Origin of the sequence: Belliella marina (genome assembly GCF_042682445.1) — a bacterium.
GTDB lineage: Bacteria > Bacteroidota > Bacteroidia > Cytophagales > Cyclobacteriaceae > Belliella > Belliella marina.
This window is the reverse complement of the sequence record NZ_JBHUHR010000049.1, coordinates 27,666-46,152: the sequence shown is the minus strand read 5'-3', so window position 1 is coordinate 46,152 and position 18,487 is coordinate 27,666. Positions and strand designations below refer to the sequence as shown.

Here is an 18,487-nt window from a genome sequence, read left to right as displayed (position 1 = left end):
CTTGCCGACAACGGCGACGGCAGCTACACGCTTACGAATGCGAATGGCGACACAATCACGATAGACGTAATCGGTGATGTTGTGACGAACATCCAGAACGAGGGTGCGATCTACAACGAGATCATCAACCTGATCGAGACGAACAGCGATGTTTTGGTAGACAACGGAAACGGCACGTTCACGCATACCGCGGCAGACGGCACGGTTGTTACGTTTGATGCAAACACGACAACGCTTGCCGACAACGGCGACGGCAGCTACACGCTTACGAATGCGAATGGCGACACAATCACGATAGACGTAATCGGCGATGTTGTGACGAACATCCAGAACGAGGGTGCGATCTACAACGAGATCATCAACCTGATCGAGACGAACAGCGATGTTTTGGTAGACAACGGAAACGGCACTTTCACGCATACCGCGGCAGACGGCACGGTTGTTACCTTTGATGCAAACACGATGACACTTGCCGACAACGGCGACGGCAGCTACACGCTTACGAATGCGAATGGCGACACAATCACGATAGACGTAATCGGTGATGTTGTGACGAACATCCAGAACGAGGGCGACATCTACAACGAGATCATCAACCTGATCGAGACGAACAGCGATGTTTTGGTAGACAACGGAAACGGCACGTTCACGCATACCGCGGCAGACGGCACGGTTGTTACGTTTGATGCAAACACGACAACGCTTGCCGACAACGGCGACGGCAGCTACACGCTTACGAATGCGAATGGCGACACAATCACGATAGACGTAATCGGCGATGTTGTGACGAACATCCAGAACGAGGGTGCGATCTACAACGAGATCATCAACCTGATCGAGACGAACAGCGATGTTTTGGTAGACAACGGAAACGGCACGTTCACGCATACTGCGGCAGACGGCACGGTTGTTACCTTTGATGCAAACACCTCAACAGTAACCCAAGTAGCTACATCCGGGAATGTCATTGCCACACACAACGACGGTACCGGTAACGAAGTGCAAATACTGGAAACCCTAACTACAATTGTGGACAATGGCAATGGCACCTTCACCTACACGGATGAAAATGGAGACACCGTCATCATCAACATGTCCGATGATCGTCCAATCTACTTCGCAGGTAATCGTGGCGAAAACATCGCCAAGAGACTCGGTGATACCATGATTTTCTCTGGTGAATTGGCAAGAGCTGCTGATGCTACAGGGGCTAACCTGCGCGTCGACAGCGACAGCCAACAGCTGAACCTGGTGATGGCCAAGAACCTGACGGATCTGGAAAGCATCACGCTGGGTGATACGTTTATCAGCAGTGAAGGCATTGCCATAGACAACGGCCCGAGCGTGACTCAAGACGGTATTGATGCTGGTAACACGATCATCACCAATGTGGCACCTGGTGAAATCTCTGAGAATAGCACTGATGCGATTAACGGTTCGCAGCTGTACCAGGTGCAGCAAGAGATTTATGACCACAGCGATGAGTTGGTAGACAACGGAAACGGCACGTTCACGCATACCGCGGCAGACGGTACAGTAGTAACCTTTGATGCAAACACTTCTGTAGTAACACAAGTAGAGACTGAAGGTAATGTCATTGCCACACACGATGATGGAGCAGGGAATGTAGTGGAAATTAAGGAGTCTATTACACTTATTGGTAATAATGCCCCATTAACACCTTCTGAAAGAGTTACAGCGTTTTATATCAATGAAGCAGGGACTAGCTTTGATATTTTTGAGTCGGTAACTACGCTTATCGATAATGGAGATGGGACAATTAGTTATCAAAACGAGGCTGGTGCTATAGTCACGATTGACATCGCTGAGTTAGCCAATACCTCGGAAGTAACACAAGTAGTTACTGCTGGTAATACCATAGCCACACACGATGACGGTACAGGGACTACTGTTGACATTTTAGAAACTATTACTGTATTAGATTATGATGACGATACCAAAGATTTGACCTATACAGATGAAGCAGGTGTAGACACTGTTATAGGTATAGCAGCTACAGCTTCTAATGGTTTGAACGTAGGAACAGGTTCAGTAACTTCAACTGATGTGAAACTAGGTGGTGATTTAATGGAAGCTACTACAATTACAACAGATGCTACAAATACATTGGCAGTTGCTGGTTTGGTAGAGGAAACTGATCCCAATCTTGTTGATATTGCTGTAGTAGACAAAGTTACAGGTGTACTTAGGACGTTACCTGTTGATAGTTTAGCTATTGAGCCTTGGAATGTGCAAACAACAACAATTAAGGCAACAGAAAATACCCAAAACATTTATCAAATGGGTACTGTAGCTATTATGAAAGACGAAGCCCTAGCGGATGTCAGTCTGGATGTTGAAGGTGCTGTACGTGGTGGTACCAATCAGGCCGGAACAGTTGGAGCTAACTCAGTAGCTTTTGGTGACGGAAATATAGCTTCTGGAGCAAATGCCGCGGCATTTGGAACTGGGAACATTGCTTCTGGAGCCAATTCGGTTGCATTTGGAGCTGGTGAAGGAACTATAGACGAAATCGGAACTTTGTCCAATAACGAAGCCGCAGGAGCCTATTCTATGGTAATGGGACAAGCTAATACCCTATGGGGAACAGGCTCTGCTGTGTTTGGAAATGGGAATCAAATTGGAACTGCATTAAATGAAGGAAACTGGAGTTTTGTTGCGGGTTTACGAAACGTATCTAACTCTGCAAGAGGGTATATTTTAGGAATGGACAATGTCGTTGTAACTGCTGCGACAGGTAATGTTGACAACTATATTTTCGGACAATTGAATACGGTAAATGGTAGACAAAATGCTGCAATAGGTAGGGAGCTTGTTTTAAATACAGGACATCAGGTAGCCATTGGTCGTCGTAATGCAATTCAAACATCAGGTAATTCAGATCCAAGTTCTTTAATAGCGGCTACAGATCCTGTTTTTCAAGTGGGGGTGGGTACAACATCCGTAAATTTAAGAAACGCAATGACAATCCTGCATAACAGCTTTACAGGTATTGGAATTGTAGGTACAGAAGCTGCAGCCAAACCAACAGAAATGCTGGATATTGGTTCGGAAGGGGTGCGTATCCGTGATATCAATACCCTAGCTTACGAAGGGGATATCGATACTGACCGTGTGGTTGTTGCTGATGCCACTGGTGTACTTAAAACCCTGGATGTAGCTGATTTAGCTGCAACAGCATCAAACGGATTGAATATTGATGGTACTACTGGAGATGTAAAACTTGGTGGAGACTTAATTGAACCTACAGTGATCACACAGGCAGGAAATACTTTGGAAATAGCAACTGGAGGAACTGAACTTATAGTGTCAGACTTGGTGGAGCTTACCGATGCAGCACTCGACGATGTAGATGGTATTATGGTTGTAGAAGCTGATGGAACTGTTAGAAAAGTTGCTCAAACCTACAGCGCAACACCTCAAAACACCCTTAAAACGTGGACTAATGGAGATCCTGTTTATGAAGTTGTAGGCACTGTTACTTTGGCAACAAACACCAATATCGTTCCGCTTGCAGGGATTATGCCCGGTGGATCTAAAATTCTAAGTGTACGTTTTATTAACCAAGCAACAAATTCTATCAGTACTAATATTATTGAATATGATGCTATTTTGAACCAAGTGGTACTGGGAACTGCAGGGTCAATGACAACCCTGCACCCGGCAGGAACTTACGACATCATCGTGGAATATGTTGAAGTACCTTAAAAAAAAGCTACCTGCTTCAAAGCAGGTAGCCTTTACTAATGTTTTTCAAGAGAGAAATAGATAGAACTCAATCAATATGGAGTCTGGGAGAAATATAAAAGAGTTATAGGAGTAATCTTCGACAAAGTAAGAAGCTTCTGCCATGGACAAAGAATTTAAACTTAAATATTCAAATGAAACATTCATTGAAACTAATCATTTGCATATTGTTGATCTTTCTTCCAATAGTCCCGCCTTATGGATAAAACGGAGGTAATGGAGTGATGCTTACAGGAATGAAAATTGAGGTTTATAACAAATAAGAGAATGCCAAAAATCATAATAGTCATAGCATTATTGATGGTTACGGAGGAGTTTTTTGCCCAAACTACAGGCATCAACACCACTGAGCCCAAGGCAACGCTGGATGTGGTTGGGATACCTACATATACCATTGGTTTGTTTGGAGGGGTTTTGCATGAAGGTGCTGCCGGTTTGGCCGACTTTAACGTTTCTTTTGGAAATTCTTCAGATCGGTTTACCGTCATTGCCCATCCTGTGTTTTAATATTTTAAAAATGAATTGTTTAAATGGTTTTGTTTATGAAAAAAATTGGCTTATTTCTTCTTTTTGCGCTTTTATCCTTTAGGATATCAGCCCAGGTAAAGGTGGGGGATAACCCCACCATTGTAAACCCAGATGCCGTTCTTGAAATAGAAAGTACGAATAAGGGTTTATTGATGCCGCGCGTTGCATTGACGGCAACAACAGACGCAGCTCCTATGACAGCTCATGTAGCCGGAATGAAAGTATATAATACAGCCACTGCAGGAGATGTAATACCAGGCTTGTATTATAATGATGGGGTAAAGTGGGTTTTGCTAGCCTCTGCTGAGGATTTAAAAACTGAGCCTTGGTTTGATCAAGTAAGCAATGATGAAGCCACTGAAAATACACAGAATATTTATCAAATGGGAAGTGTGTCCATCTTAAAGGATCAGGTAAGGGTTGCGGCTTTGGCTTTGGATGTTTTTGGTCCGGTAAGCTTTGGTGGGACACATACTGGTGCAGCGGGAATAAACTCAGTAATCCTTGGAGGAAATAACAATATGGCATCGGGTACAAATGCTGTAGCCGGAGGAGAAAATGCCAGAGCTATGGGTAATTTTTCCTTTGCTTTTGGCCCTGGATCAGATGCTTTGGGACATAATACCACCAATTTTGGGCAGAATTCTTCGGCAACAGCATTATCTGCAAACTCTTTTATTGCTGGGGGAACCGGGAATACAACCTCTGCCATCAATACATTTGCTACTGGCCTAACCAGTACAGCAAGTGGCCAGCATAGTTTTGCAGCGGGATCCCTCTCTATTGCATCATCCCAGTCTGAAGCAGTGATAGGTCGTGCCAATGCAATTACTACTGGTGATGCTTCTGCAATAGTAGCTACTGATGCTATATTTCAGGTAGGAATCGGCGGAACGGCAGCAACAAGGAGAAATGCCATGACTGTACTTAAAAATGGTAATATAGGTGTTGGAATAATAGGTACAGAAGCTGCAGCGAAACCAACCGAGCGTTTGGATGTTGGGTCGCTTGGTGTCCGTATCCGTGATATCAATACCGCACCGTATGCTGGTAACTCGGCAACAGATAATGTAGTGGTAGCCGATGGCAATGGGGTTTTAAAAACCGTAGCGGTAGGGGATGTGGGAAATACTTCAACCGTAACGCAAGTGATTGCGACAGGGAATGTCATTGCGACACACGATGATGGTACAGGAGGTACACCTACCAATATTTTGGAAACCATAACTACTTTAGGGATCGCGGCAGGGGAGCTGACCTATGCCAATGAAGGAGGCACCAATGCCAATGTGCCCTTGATTTCAACAGATGCCAATAATGGTATTATTGCCGGAACGGACGGAGCCTTGTTTGCCGATGTGTCGGCTTTGGAACCTTGGTTTAGCGCTGCTACGAATACCGGTGCAACCCTTAATGACGAAAACATCTACCATTTTGGCTATGTGGGCATTGGTACCGAGGCACCGGATAGGGGCTTGTTGATTGAAAATAACAATGTCAATGATAACAAGGATGATATTATGATCAGGACCTATAGTGGTGTCTCCAACAACACCCCCTCTATAAATTTGAGAAGGGCTGCGGGAACGACAGATGCACCAGGGAACCTTGTTGATGGAGACAATATCGGTGCTTTGTCTTTCACACCGTATTTTAACGGGGCATTTGGTTCATGGCATCAAACCGGTTTCAGGGCCAACTATAAGGGGGATGGTACAAATGGCGATACTGAGCTGGAATTCCGGACTTCTGATGCCAGTCAGATGTATATTACCAAGGATGGCAATATCAATTTTGTCCAATACCCCAATACCCGTGATGATAGCCAGTTCGTAGCTGCTGTAGAGAACTTGCTGTATACAGATGTCTTTGGGAATATGCTTTCTGCATCTGCTGCAAGTGTGGTGGCAGAACCCTGGTTTGACCAGGCCAATATTGGCAATCCGGCAACGGCAAATACCCAAGACATTTACCAAATGGGTAAAGTAGGGATAGGTACAGATGATATGTTGGGTACTGCAAATCCTAATGTAGTATTGGCCATCAATGGAGCGATGCTAACCACTTCATCCATCTATGCCGACTATGTATTTGAGGATTATTTTGAAGGGATTTCAGAATTGAATAAAAACTATAGTTTCAGATCATTAAGTGATATTGAAAATTTCATCAACGAAAATCGCCACTTACCCGGAATTACCAAGGTGGATGCTTTAGCTAAAAATGCTGCAGGTGACTATGTGATCAACACCACAGAATTGTCAGTTCAGTTATTGGAAAAAGTAGAAGAGTTGTACCTGCATATCATTGAGCAACAAAAACTCTTAGAGATCAAAGACAAAAAAATCCAGGAATTTGAAGCAAGATTGAAAAAGTTGGAAGACTTGCTGTATAGATAGTATGTATATAATATGATAAATAAATAGTACTAACCTTAAATATTTAAAATTATGGAATTTGTTTGGTTTTTGGTAATAGGGGCAGTTGCTGGCTGGTTGGCAGGCACGCTCTTTAAAGGAAGCGGTTTTGGACTGCTTGGAAACATCATAGTGGGAATCTTGGGTGGCTTCTTGGGAGGCTGGCTCGCAGGGCTGCTTGGCGTAAGCATAGGTGGAATTATTGGTCAATTGGTTATAGCAGCGCTAGGAGCCGTAGTTTTATTGTGGGTAGTGTCGCTGGTCAAGAGAAAATAACACGCGATAAAGCAAACCATCAAGTTCTAAACTACTGCATAATTGGAAAAATAAAAAGAATATTTGAAAAATGAGAATTAGCTTGAGCATACTAACCATAGTAATCATCGGAAGTTTATTCTGTAACACATTTTTGCATATTCAGCAGGTCACAGCTAATTAATGTATTTCTTGTAGAATTCTTCATATCTAATTGATTTAAAATCATGAAAAAAGGCATACTATTCATATCGCTATTGATGATTACGGCTGAGCTGCTTGCCCAAACCTCAGGAATCAACACCGTGGACCCAAAAGCCACTTTGGATGTAGTGGGTATCCCCACTGATGCAACTATAATAGATGGTGTCATTGCCCCAAGGCTGACCGGAAATGAACTCAAAGCCAAAGATGTCTTATATACCGCGATCCATACCGGAACAATCGTGTATGTCACGGCAGCAGCAGCTCCCACAACGCCAAAGACCGTCAATGTAACTGCACCAGGCTACTATTATTTTGATGGAGTAGTCTGGATTGCTTACGGAAACAGACTAGAGGCTCAGAATGCATTGACCTTAGAAGGTGACATAGTAGAGTTGGGAGGGGATTTAATCAAACCAACTGAAATATCAGCGCTTACGGAAACCAATAACTTATCAATAACGGGCGTAGGTGTAAACATGTTTAATGTAGATGGAACTACCTTTTCTGTAGATGGAACTAATGACAGGGTAGGCATTGGCACAGATACTCCAGATTTTAATCTAGAGGCCATGGGCACAGTAGGGTTCCCAACAGTTGCTACTACTCTGATAACACCTCCGTACAATGCGTTGGGCATCAATGAAATCACTGGGCAAATTGGCACTTTTACACCTGGTGCAGCCCCAACATTTGTCCGCAGACAAACTGCAAGTCAAAATAATATTGGTTCAACTGAAGTACTGGCAAACATTCATGATACAAATACTAGTGTGATAAATACCCTCGGGGTCATTCACAACGCCAACTATTTAGAAATACCACAAGCTGGATTTTACCGCATTGATTATACCGTAACAGGAAGAATGGATGGCACAAATTCTGGCACAGCTACCAGAGCTTCTATGAATTTAGTGGTATTGGTAAATAATGTTGAGGTAACACAAGACAGAATTCTTTATTCAGATCAGATTAATGCGAATGTACCTTCTACCATCCCCATTATCTTAGAGCTTCAGGCAAATGATAGAATTACTTTTAGATATGTTGTGGTTTGGCCAACAACTGGAAACCCCAGAAAGGTATTGGCTCAAGGCAATGGAGCCAACTATTCCCAACAAATGATCATTACAAAAATGTAGTGATTGATTAGGCTTTTGTTTAATTTAAGGTGTTTTTGTAATATAGGAAATGCATAAAAATAATAGGAAATGACATACAAGAAAGAGCAATTAAAATACTTGACACAAAAACAAATGGATAAAACTAAAATGAGGGTTATATTCGTATTTATAGTAGTGATAGGGTGTTTTCACAACGAAATATGGGCACAAACAGGGGTTGTAACAACAGACCCTGATGCAAGCCTACATATAGATGCAACAAGCAAAACCGACCCATCTGGAGCAGACGGTGTCTTAATCCCGCGATTGGCAGATTTTCCTGGCAATGGGGTAGAAAAGGGACATTTTATATTTTTAAAAGACCACCCCACAGTAGAGGAAGGTTTTTATTTTTGGGACGGCACTACTTGGGTATGGCTCATCAATAATTATGACAGGACCATAGATACAGCTATTTTTATAGCCAGCGGAAGTGGTTATACAGGCACAGGAAACAGTAGGGTTGTTAATTTTTCTAGAATTGATGCTTTTGACCCCACTGGTTTTTCTGTTGCAGCTAACAATGTAACTATAGGTAAAACAGGAAGATATTTGGTAACATTCACAACAAGTGTTAAAAGGACAGGAAGTGCTACGGGAGCTAGACAGGCAAATTTTACATACCAGTTGTTTAGGAATAACCTTCGATATGGTAAAGGACTCTGCCATATACAAAGAATTTAAACTTAATTGTTAATCTTTCTCCCAACAGCACAGTTTTAAGGGATAAAATGGAGACAATGAAGTAATGCATACAAGAGTAAGGTCGAAATTTAAAATAAGTAAAATCATGAAAAAAGGCATACTATTCATATCGCTATTGATGATTACGGCTGAGCTGCTTGCCCAAACCTCAGGAATCAACACCGTTGAGCCCAAGGCTACACTAGATGTTGTTGGCGAACCTACAGATGCCACAATTTTTGACGGAATCATACCACCACGCATTACAGGGGATCAACTTGGTGCTAAAACCTATACTGCAGAACAAACGGGAGCTATGGTGTATGTGAACACTGCTGCAACAACGCCAGCAGGACAAACCATTAATGTTGTCGAGGCTGGTTATTATTATTTTGACGGAGCAATTTGGATAAAAGTAAGTGTTGAGAACCCAATAACGGCAGATAACGGTCTTACAAAAACTGGTGATAATATTGAGCTAGGAGGCACTTTGTTAAAAAATACTGAGATTATTACAGATGGCTTTAATACAATTTTTTCAGGTACAGGAAGAATAGGTTTAGGTACTAACGACCCAAAAAGTTTATTTCATATCAATGCCAATGGTAACACGACAGGTATAAATACTAGTTTTGTTGATGGTTTGGCAATTACTTCAAATGTAAACAGTGGAGGTTTAGTGGGACCTGGATTTTATTTTGAAGGGGCAAATGCAACCGTAGGTCAAAAACTGATGAAATTAAATTATACTACAAATAATGTAGGTAATACTTTCTTGAATTTTCAAGCGGTCACAGATGATGCCTCAGCGAGTTCGCGAGAGATCATGCAGGTCTATCACTCAGGAAACATAGGTATTGGCTTAAATGCCAATACCAACCCTGCCTCTGAAAGACTAGATGTTGGAACTGGAAATATAAGAATAAGGGATATAAACACAAATGTGGGAGTTGGTGGGCAAGATAGACAAGTAGTAGCAGATGCCAATGGGGTGTTAAAAACTTTGGATCAAGGGAATTATACCTTGTTTCATGCGCGCTTAGCAGCCAATCAGAATCATGTTGGTGGTGGTGGAACTACTTTCACTTTGCTGTATGCAGCACCTTTAGCAACCTCGCCAATTTTTACATATAATACAGGAACGGGTACATTAACTTTTAATGAACCTGGGAACTATTTAGTAACTATGCAGGCTTCATTTGCAAATACAGCTCAAGGAACTCAAATGGTTATGGGTGTGAGGCCTGTTCCAGATGCGCCCTATTTGGGTAGAGGAAGTAGCTATAATGCTGTTGCTACGGGTGCAAGTGTTGGACAGCTTATGAATTATACAACAATGATTGTGGTTCCAAATGCAGGTTATCAAGTTCGTTTTGTAACGGCTGCTAATGGCACTTATACCATTTTAGCAACCGAAACAGGTGGTACGGGCTCTGGAAATGTAACCAATGTGACGGTGCAGAAAATTTAAAAACGTCTAACTTTGATTAAAAATGTACTACATTATTAAAAATGGATTGACCGCAACACTATTATTTTTTTCTTTAGTAGTGTATTCGCAAACAGGAGTTGTAACAAGCAGCCCTGATGCAAGTTTGCACGTAGAAGCAATAAACAAAGCCAATCCCTCTGGGTCAGATGGGGTGTTAATTCCTAGAATGGCAGATTATCCCGGCAATGGGATTGAAAAAGGACAGTTAATATACCTGCTAAACCACCCAACAGATCAAGAAGGCTTTTACTTCTGGGATGGTACTACCTGGGTATGGCTCATTAATAACTATGAAAGAACAATTGATGTAGCAACGTATGTGGCAAGCGGGAGTGGCTATACAGGTACAGGAAACAATAGAGTAGTCAATTTTTCAAGGATTGATGCGTACGACCCTACTGGCTTTGCTGTTGCAGCAAATAATGTAACTGTGGGTAAAACAGGAAAGTATCTGGTAACATTTACAACAAGTGCCAAAAGAACTAGTACTGTACTTGGAAGTCAGGCAAACTTCACCTATGTTTTATATGTAAATGGAAATCAGTTGCCTTCAATAACAGGTAGCGTAACCGCATCAACATCAAACGAAGCACCAAGTTCGACTAGTGCTGCAATGAGTACTATTGTTGATTTGAATCAAGGAGATGTGTTACGAGTGGATGTGAATAGAAGTAATGAAGATCCACAAGCCTTTATTGGTTATGGCATAAATGGTTTAACCCTAACCTTTTTAAGATAATAGACTTATGAAACGTATTTCTTCAACTTACCGTCATTTTTTAACGCTTGTGGCTTTGTTGTTTACAAGTATTTCTTATGCACAAGTGGGTGTAACGGGTATCAATGTCCAAGAACCGAAAGCTTTACTTCATGTGGAGCCTTTAGATAATGTAAATCCAGAAACTGGTGCGGGGATTTTAATTCCCTCTGTTACCCAGTTCTCTTTGGTTAACCCTGGTGCGGCACAATATGGCATGTTGGTGTTCCGATCTGAAGCAACAGGAAGTGGTTTTGAAGGTTTTTATTATTGGGACAATCCAAACACCACTTGGGAGTATATCGTTACCGAAAAAATTACAGAGCTTGATTTAAACAAGTCCTCGGCTTATGGTACTGCTTTTGAAACCAATATCGTGTCTGGAAACACCAATTATGTTAAGGTGCCTTTTGAAGTCGTAGAGTCTCCTAAAGCCTCTTATTTTATAGATGCCAATGGTGATTTAAATATAGGTCAAACGGGGGAGTATTACATCTCATTTACTGGAGGGGTAAATAAACCAAATACAGGGGAAAATATTGCGGAAGGGATTACCACTGCTGTGTTTCTGAATGGAACCATAAATGCAAACTTAGTCTCCAATACCGTTTTTCCTGCAGTTTTAAACAATTCCCGTTCTGTAACTTTTGCCATATCGAGTAGTGTAACCCTACAAGCAGGCGATAAAATATCATTAAGAACACGCCGGGTTTCGGCAACACAATTGGGGACTTTAACGGTCAACTCACCTTTTACATTAATCGTATCTTATTTAGATTAAATCATGAAAAATTACCTATCCCTATTTTTATTCTTGATTTCCTTGCAAATGCTGGCACAAGGTACTGTTGGTATCAAGGAGTTAGATCCCAAAACAACGATGGACATTAAAACCATAGATCCTACAAACCCAAATTTTGATGAAGGAATTATCGTGCCTAGAGTTACAAACTTAAATGTAACAGATCCCAAAGAGGTGGGCTTGTTGGTTTTTTATGAATCAATGGCAAATGATAGAGGATTCTATTGGTGGGATGGGGTTACTTGGATGCCTTTTATCTCCATTACACAGATTACAGCAGATCTCACTATTGCCCATGCTTTTTGTAAGAATGTTTTTAGAGAAGGGGATATGACGGCAAACGCTGCAACCAATCTCAGAACCATAGAGTTTGATGGCCTAAAAACAAATGATGGTGACAATTATGAAATTAATCCAGATGGAGAGTTGGTCATCAAAAGGGGAGGTAAGTACCATGTGTATGGCGTGGTGAATGTAAGAAATGTTTCTGAAGTTGTAAATGCCAATAAGAGAGACGCCCTAGAAGCAAAACTCTATGTGAATGGAACCGATGCCTCTGCTATCAATGGTAACCTGAATATCGAAGCAGCCAATAGCTTCCCAACAGGGAATCATACCGTAGTAATGTTTATGTCTGGTGTTTTAGAATTGAATGATAATGATAGGTTGCTTTTTAAAGTAAATAGATATTATAGAGATTCAGATTCTCCAATAACGATCAGGCCAGATCCAGATGCATTGTCAAACCTCACGCTAAAATATCTGGGAGAAAATTAATACCTAAGCAGATTTTTTTTTCAATTGTTAACCAAGATAATAATGAGGTCTTAGTGCTTTTAACTAAAATTTCCTATTTATTGAAAAAATACAATTGCAAAACATTTGTTTCAAATTTGGATTTTCACTACCTTATTATTGATTGATTATAAATAATTCAGGATTGTCAATTTTTATTTCCTGTTTCTGGTACTGTTCACCTAAGAACACTTACGCCTGCATGTATAGATAATGTAAGAGTACTTCAGAAGTTTTTTTATTCGTCTCTAGAGGGGAATTACTGAATATAATGAAAAAGAATAGTAGGAATAAATATCGGTAGATTGTTATTATAAAGAGTCAGTACATGGACAGGGGGAATTGGATTTCACTGTAATTTAAGTGTTTTAGTCGGATTCAATTGAACCATGTCCCTGTACTTTTAGCCGAGTACGGTTTATTATAGCTTTCAATTGAGAATTTATATGTTAGGGAAAATAAAATACAGTTTGTTTTTTAGTTTTATTATGATTTCACAGGTAAGTCCGGTATTTTCTATATCTGATTATCAGTATAGTTCGCATCAGACAGTGAGGGATTTTAGGATTGCAGGTAAATATGAAGAAGGTATCAACTTGCTTCTTGATATGATAGAGGAGTCAAGTTCCAAAAAAGACCTTAAACGTCAACTATTTGCAAAAATAGAATTAGCGAACTTTTTGTGGATTGTAGGGAGGCTTGATGAATGTTTGTACTACTTGCAAGATGCAGAGGTGACTTTGGATAAAATAGATGATTCATGGCTAAAAAGCCGATTGTATCAAGAATATGCCCAATATTACTTTCAGTTGGGACTTTTCGAACTTGCAAAAACATATAACGGAAAAGCTTTGAAGTTCGCGCATTCTGATAATGATTTGAAATTCAGGAATGCTAGACTTGCCTATTTGTACGGTAGTAGAAGCTCTTTTTTTGCGCAAAAAGGTAATTTGGATTCAGCTATAGCGATTTCTGAAAAATCTTTGTCTTTTCAGGATAATCCGATTCAGAATAGTCTCATGTTGAAATATTATATGGAGAGTAATTTTTCCCAGGATTCTACAGAGTACTACTTGAAGAAGGTTTTAAAAATGATTGATGAAGACGGGCATACTATGAATCATAAATTTTGGTTATTGAATCAAGCAGCACTTTATTATTTGAAAAATGAGAAATTGGAAGAAGCTAAACCTTTGATCGAGAAGTCAACCCAAATAGCGGAAAATATCAAGAGGTATCCGTGCCTAATCGCTGCGTATACTTCCAAGGCTGAATATTACAAGGCGATGGGAAATGAACCTGAGGAATATAGGTATCTAATAAAAGTATCAAATATAAAAGATGAATTTGCTAAAACAAAAGCTAAGGGAATAGATCTTACTATGAGTACCTTGATAAGATTGAATACGAATAAAATAGAGTACCTTAACAAAAAGAATAGTTATATTTTAATCGGAGTAGTTTTTTTTGTATTATGTGTTGGTTTGTTATTCTATTTTTTAATTGAAAAAGAGAGGAAAAAAAATAAGATCGCAGAAGAGGATGTGAAACTGATGACAATAGAGAGATCAGAACTTCTTCGTAAAGTAGACTCAGTACGTGATGAAATAATCAACTTGGCAAAGAATAATGATCCAGCCTTTGTAGCTAGATTCAAAGACGTCTATAGTGAATGGTGGGCTAAGATGATGGAACTGGACCCAAGCTTGACTCCAGAAGATTTAAAGTTTTGTGCCATGCTTTATCTCAATTTTTCAACCAAGGACATTGCAAAATTCACATTTGTCCAATGCAAGACTGTGCAGGTGAAAAAGTATAGACTTCGGAAAAAGCTAAATATTGACTCTTCTGTAGATTTATATGATTGGTTGGCGAAAATCTGATTTGAGAATTTATATTTGATCGTCTATCCTAAGCATGCTGAATGGTGGCTTGAGTTTGAGGTACTGGACACTTGAACATTACTCATTGATCAAACCTTTAATTTATGATGTGATGACTGTATAGGAGTTATATTGGATTTGGGCTCATGACACCAAAAAACCTGAAAAATGTATAGATGTTTATGTTTATTTGTTCAAAGAATAAATCCATCGATAATCATCTTACTTGACCACTGTTGTAAAATATTTGAATTTGCACAATATTTTTTTGTTGATAAAACCGCTCTGATTTACTGTAGAAGGGTATTATTAAATTAATAGGTGTCCTGTAGTATCTATGTAGGGTGTGTTTTTTTTGACAAATTGAACACTATCCACTCTTTTGTATAAATCTTGAGTGTCAAATACTGCATTCTTGGGGATTTCACCTTGATGGTTTTTACTTTCCCTGATGCGCAAGAATAGTATTTGAGGCTACGGATTGCTTGCATAGTTTTGGGATTTCTTTGTCGATAGATTTATCCCAATGCTGAAAACAAGTATATTGAAGTTAGGGGATTAAATTAAATTTTACTGCTTATGTTGAATCATGGTTTTGTATCAAATGATACTTACAAGGGAGTCATAAACTCCAAGTTCAATCTGATTTTAATGAATGAATTTTTTGAAAATAAGGAATGGGTAAAGCGTTTTTTGCTGGAAACCAACAGAGGCTTATTTGTTTCGGAATTTACTAAGAGGTATCCCAATTTTATCAAAGAAATTAATAGGAGGATTCCAGGATTGAACTCTATGGACATTGTTGTTTGTGCATTGCTTAGATTGGATTTCTATACAAAAGAAATAGCCGTTTTGACAAAATGTAGCATAAGGTCTGTGGAATCCAGAAAGTATAGAATTAGAAAAAAACTAGGAATTTCATCAAGTGTCGATTTATCCCTTTATTTGATTCAATTGGTCAAGGAAGTGGATAAAATTTGAAAATGTATTTGTATTTAAAATAAACCCGAATTATATGAAAAATAAAATGCTTGCTGAATTTTTAGGCACCTTTTGGTTGGTTTTTGGAGGATGCGGAAGCGCATTGTTTGCAGCTGCTTTTCCAGAACTTGGAATTGGATTTGTAGGTGTTTCAATTGCTTTTGGACTTACTGTGGTTGCTATGGCATATGGTATTGGCCACATATCTGGAACTCATCTAAACCCTGCTGTAACAATCGGATTGAGTATTTCTGGAAGACACTCTAAAAATGAAGTGCTTCCTTATATATTATCCCAAATTTTGGGAGCAGTTGTTAGCGCATCATTATTGTATTTTATATTGATGGGGAAGGACTCTTTTGTAGTAGGTGGATTTGCATCAAATGGTTATGGTGATCTTTCACCTGGAGGATATAATCTTGCATCAGTCTTTGTGGCCGAAGCACTTCTTACTTTTTTCTTTTTGTTGGTAATTATTGGAGCGACAGATAAGCGTGCACCTCATGGATTTGCTGGTCTTGCTATCGGCTTGACATTGACTTTAATTCACTTAGTAAGTATTCCAATTTCAAACACTTCCGTAAATCCGGCAAGAAGCATTAGTCAGGCAATCTTTGCTGAGACAGCCGCATTGAGTCAGGTTTGGTTGTTTATAGTTGCGCCAATTATTGGAGCTATTTTAGCAGGAATGACTTACAAGTTTTTGTTTGAAAAAAAAGTTACTCAATGATTGCCCGCTCATCCGTTGTTAGTGTAACTGGGGTTTTGTAATTGGATAATCATAGGTAAATAATGCAAAATATCATGATTAGTTAATATTGGGGGATAATTGTTTTCGAAATTGAAGATGTCCTTATATTGTTTTGATTTTTAAAGGTTTAGGGGAAATATTAGAATTGTAAAATGAGTAAAAAAAATGAATGTATCGTAATTCAACCAGACATGAGTTATTATATCGTAGAAAAGGATAAAGGATTGGTAAATAAAATAAAAGAAGCACTTTCAAATAGCAAATACAAATGTTTAGGGGTAAGCACTGTTTTTGAAAATTTGGAATTAAAATTTGAAGATTTACCTATATCCCCAGACATAGTATTTGTAGGAAATGTAATCAATTATGAAGGTGTGATAGATATGATTTCTAGAAAACATTCAAAATCAACAATAATGAGAATCTATAGTAAGTCAAAAATGTCAAAAAGTAAAAGTACATTCTATGAGAACAATCGGTTGCTGGGGTTTTTAGTGCTTTGATTTGACGATGGATTATGGTCAAGTTAAAATTATGACATTACCCAAGACTATTAGGATTACCCAAGCTATTCTTAGCTCATCGGTCAACTTCTGATCCATATGGTTGGGCTTTGGAGAGCCAGAAGGATGGTTATGGGCGACAATAATTCCACTTGCATTAATTTAAGCTACTTTAGGGACGAGAAGGTTTTTTGAAGTTTCTATGCAAAATATCTCTTGCATAGATTAGCCAATAGGCTACATCCCTTAAATAAAAATAAAAATGATCGGTTTCTAAAAATATTACACCGTATTCAATATAGAATATGTTGAAGGGGTTGATTTTTAGATTCCCGAAACTGGGATTTTGGAAAGATTGAACCGATTGAAAGATGTGAGCAGATCTTAGGGGAAATGATCAACCCTCCAAGGATTGTACATAATATCCCGGAAGCCTTCTATGCACCTGTGTCAGATTACATCAACATGCCAAAGATGAAAAGCTTTGAATCTGCCGGGTTTTATTGTTCTGTATTGTTTCATGAACTTGTACATTGTACAGGGCACCAAGACAGGCTCAATAGGAAAGAGATCATAGAGTACAATGAATTTGGTTCTGATGCTTATTCTAGGGAGGAACTGACAGCTGAAATGGGTGCCAGCTTCCTCTGCAATTATGCTGGGATTATGGATGATAGACTGTTGGACAATTCAGCTGCCTATATCAAGATCTGGTTGGACAGGTTGAAGTCGGTAAAAAACTATTAATTGAAGCAACGTCCAAGGTTCAGAAGGCTGTGGAGTATATTTTGACAAACTGTCCTTTTTAAGGAATAAAAGGGGATTGTCCCCCTTTTTTTGGTTGTGTGGAAATTAGTTGTTATGAATATACTTTTGTTGGTTTTAATTTGAAGATGAGCGATTCAAAGAAGTGAAAAAAATAACTTGAAGTCTCGATCTGAAATACTCAATGATGCATTATAAATCGTGTTCAATTTAAGAATTGATTTTTCTGGGGAGTGGAACAACTTTCGTGTTTGTTTTTGTTAGTAGAATTACCTAAATAAATAGGTATTCAAGTTAAACAGAAGGTGTTTTGTGAGAAACTATTCAACATGTTAATTGGAGTTAAACCATAACAGGGTCTTTTTAGTAGTCAATTCAGATGGAATTATTCCTACCATTTCAATGTCATATTTGTCTTTTTCAATTCCCTCAAACAGACGTATACCGCTTCCAAAAAATACAAGGGCAATGTGAATAAAAAATTCATCGACAAGTCCAGCGTTGAGAAATTGTTGAATGGTATTTGTACCTCTTGATCCCAAAGGATATAGGTGCTATTTAAAATCCTATTCGCAACTTTGTTGCATTAATTTAATATGCTTACCTTTGGCACACCAATCAGGAGAATAAAATTGTAGAAACATGGTAGAAGTTTTCATTACAGATATCAAAGACAAAATTCAATCAGAACAAGTTGAAAGCTCAATCTGGGATTGCTATCCTGAATTAAAAATTCACT

General features: G+C 39.3%; 17 protein-coding genes. 14 read left to right on the top strand and 3 right to left on the bottom strand.

Features of this window, described 5'->3' with window-relative positions; all coding sequences use genetic code 11:
• A partial coding sequence (locus ACFSKL_RS22275; RefSeq protein ID WP_376889493.1) for a hypothetical protein occupies positions 1–888 on the bottom strand: 888 nt, incomplete at its 3' end.
• Here ACFSKL_RS22275 and ACFSKL_RS22270 point away from each other — a divergent pair.
• The 13 genes from ACFSKL_RS22270 to ACFSKL_RS22210 all read left to right on the top strand — a co-directional run bounded on the left by ACFSKL_RS22270 (position 856) and on the right by ACFSKL_RS22210 (position 16,983).
• Positions 856–3,729: a hypothetical protein gene (locus tag ACFSKL_RS22270; RefSeq protein WP_376889491.1), complete on the top strand. Its 2,874-nt coding sequence runs from the start codon at positions 856–858 to the stop codon at positions 3,727–3,729. The genes ACFSKL_RS22275 and ACFSKL_RS22270 overlap by 33 nt on opposite strands.
• A gap of 306 nt (positions 3,730–4,035) precedes the next feature.
• Positions 4,036–4,275 carry a hypothetical protein gene (locus ACFSKL_RS22265; RefSeq protein ID WP_376889489.1) on the top strand — a complete coding sequence of 80 codons (240 nt, stop codon included), beginning with the start codon at positions 4,036–4,038 and terminating at the stop codon, positions 4,273–4,275.
• A 35-nt stretch (positions 4,276–4,310) separates the two neighbouring features.
• Entirely contained in the window at positions 4,311–6,695 is a 2,385-nt protein-coding gene (locus ACFSKL_RS22260; RefSeq protein ID WP_376889487.1) for a hypothetical protein, read from the top strand.
• A 51-nt stretch (positions 6,696–6,746) separates the two neighbouring features.
• Positions 6,747–6,989 (top strand): GlsB/YeaQ/YmgE family stress response membrane protein, encoded by a 243-nt coding sequence (locus ACFSKL_RS22255; RefSeq protein WP_376889485.1) that lies wholly within the window; start codon positions 6,747–6,749, stop codon positions 6,987–6,989.
• A 206-nt stretch (positions 6,990–7,195) separates the two neighbouring features.
• A complete protein-coding gene (locus ACFSKL_RS22250; protein ID WP_376889483.1) occupies positions 7,196–8,314 on the top strand; it encodes a hypothetical protein in 1,119 nt (372 codons plus the stop codon).
• A 69-nt stretch (positions 8,315–8,383) separates the two neighbouring features.
• Positions 8,384–9,019 carry a hypothetical protein gene (locus ACFSKL_RS22245; RefSeq protein ID WP_376889481.1) on the top strand — a complete coding sequence of 212 codons (636 nt, stop codon included), beginning with the start codon at positions 8,384–8,386 and terminating at the stop codon, positions 9,017–9,019.
• A gap of 106 nt (positions 9,020–9,125) precedes the next feature.
• Entirely contained in the window at positions 9,126–10,490 is a 1,365-nt protein-coding gene (locus tag ACFSKL_RS22240) for a hypothetical protein (protein ID WP_376889479.1), read from the top strand.
• 22 nt (positions 10,491–10,512) lie between these two features.
• Positions 10,513–11,250, top strand: a complete 738-nt coding sequence (locus ACFSKL_RS22235) for a hypothetical protein (protein ID WP_376889476.1) — start codon at positions 10,513–10,515, stop codon at positions 11,248–11,250.
• A gap of 7 nt (positions 11,251–11,257) precedes the next feature.
• Complete coding sequence (locus tag ACFSKL_RS22230) at positions 11,258–12,049, top strand: hypothetical protein (protein WP_376889474.1); 792 nt, start codon at positions 11,258–11,260, stop codon at positions 12,047–12,049.
• 3 nt (positions 12,050–12,052) lie between these two features.
• Positions 12,053–12,847: a hypothetical protein gene (locus ACFSKL_RS22225; RefSeq protein ID WP_376889472.1), complete on the top strand. Its 795-nt coding sequence runs from the start codon at positions 12,053–12,055 to the stop codon at positions 12,845–12,847.
• Between the two features lie 464 nt (positions 12,848–13,311).
• The gene (locus ACFSKL_RS22220) at positions 13,312–14,748 is read left to right on the top strand and encodes a tetratricopeptide repeat protein (protein ID WP_376889470.1); all 1,437 of its coding nucleotides are present in this window, start codon (positions 13,312–13,314) and stop codon (positions 14,746–14,748) included.
• A gap of 1,015 nt (positions 14,749–15,763) precedes the next feature.
• Positions 15,764–16,459, top strand: a complete 696-nt coding sequence (gene aqpZ, locus ACFSKL_RS22215; protein WP_376889469.1) for an aquaporin Z — start codon at positions 15,764–15,766, stop codon at positions 16,457–16,459.
• A 173-nt stretch (positions 16,460–16,632) separates the two neighbouring features.
• Positions 16,633–16,983 (top strand): hypothetical protein, encoded by a 351-nt coding sequence (locus ACFSKL_RS22210; RefSeq protein ID WP_376889467.1) that lies wholly within the window; start codon positions 16,633–16,635, stop codon positions 16,981–16,983.
• Between the two features lie 18 nt (positions 16,984–17,001).
• Here the strand turns inward: ACFSKL_RS22210 and ACFSKL_RS22205 are convergent, their stop codons facing one another.
• Entirely contained in the window at positions 17,002–17,130 is a 129-nt protein-coding gene (locus ACFSKL_RS22205; protein ID WP_376889504.1) for a JAB domain-containing protein, read from the bottom strand.
• A 246-nt stretch (positions 17,131–17,376) separates the two neighbouring features.
• On the opposite strand from ACFSKL_RS22205, the gene ACFSKL_RS22200 reads away from it, so the two are divergent.
• The gene (locus ACFSKL_RS22200) at positions 17,377–17,730 is read left to right on the top strand and encodes a zincin-like metallopeptidase domain-containing protein (RefSeq protein WP_376889465.1); all 354 of its coding nucleotides are present in this window, start codon (positions 17,377–17,379) and stop codon (positions 17,728–17,730) included.
• A 350-nt stretch (positions 17,731–18,080) separates the two neighbouring features.
• On the opposite strand, the gene ACFSKL_RS22195 is transcribed toward ACFSKL_RS22200, so the two are convergent.
• Entirely contained in the window at positions 18,081–18,290 is a 210-nt protein-coding gene (locus ACFSKL_RS22195) for a dihydrofolate reductase family protein (protein ID WP_376889463.1), read from the bottom strand.
• Positions 18,291–18,487: the final 197 nt, after the last annotated feature.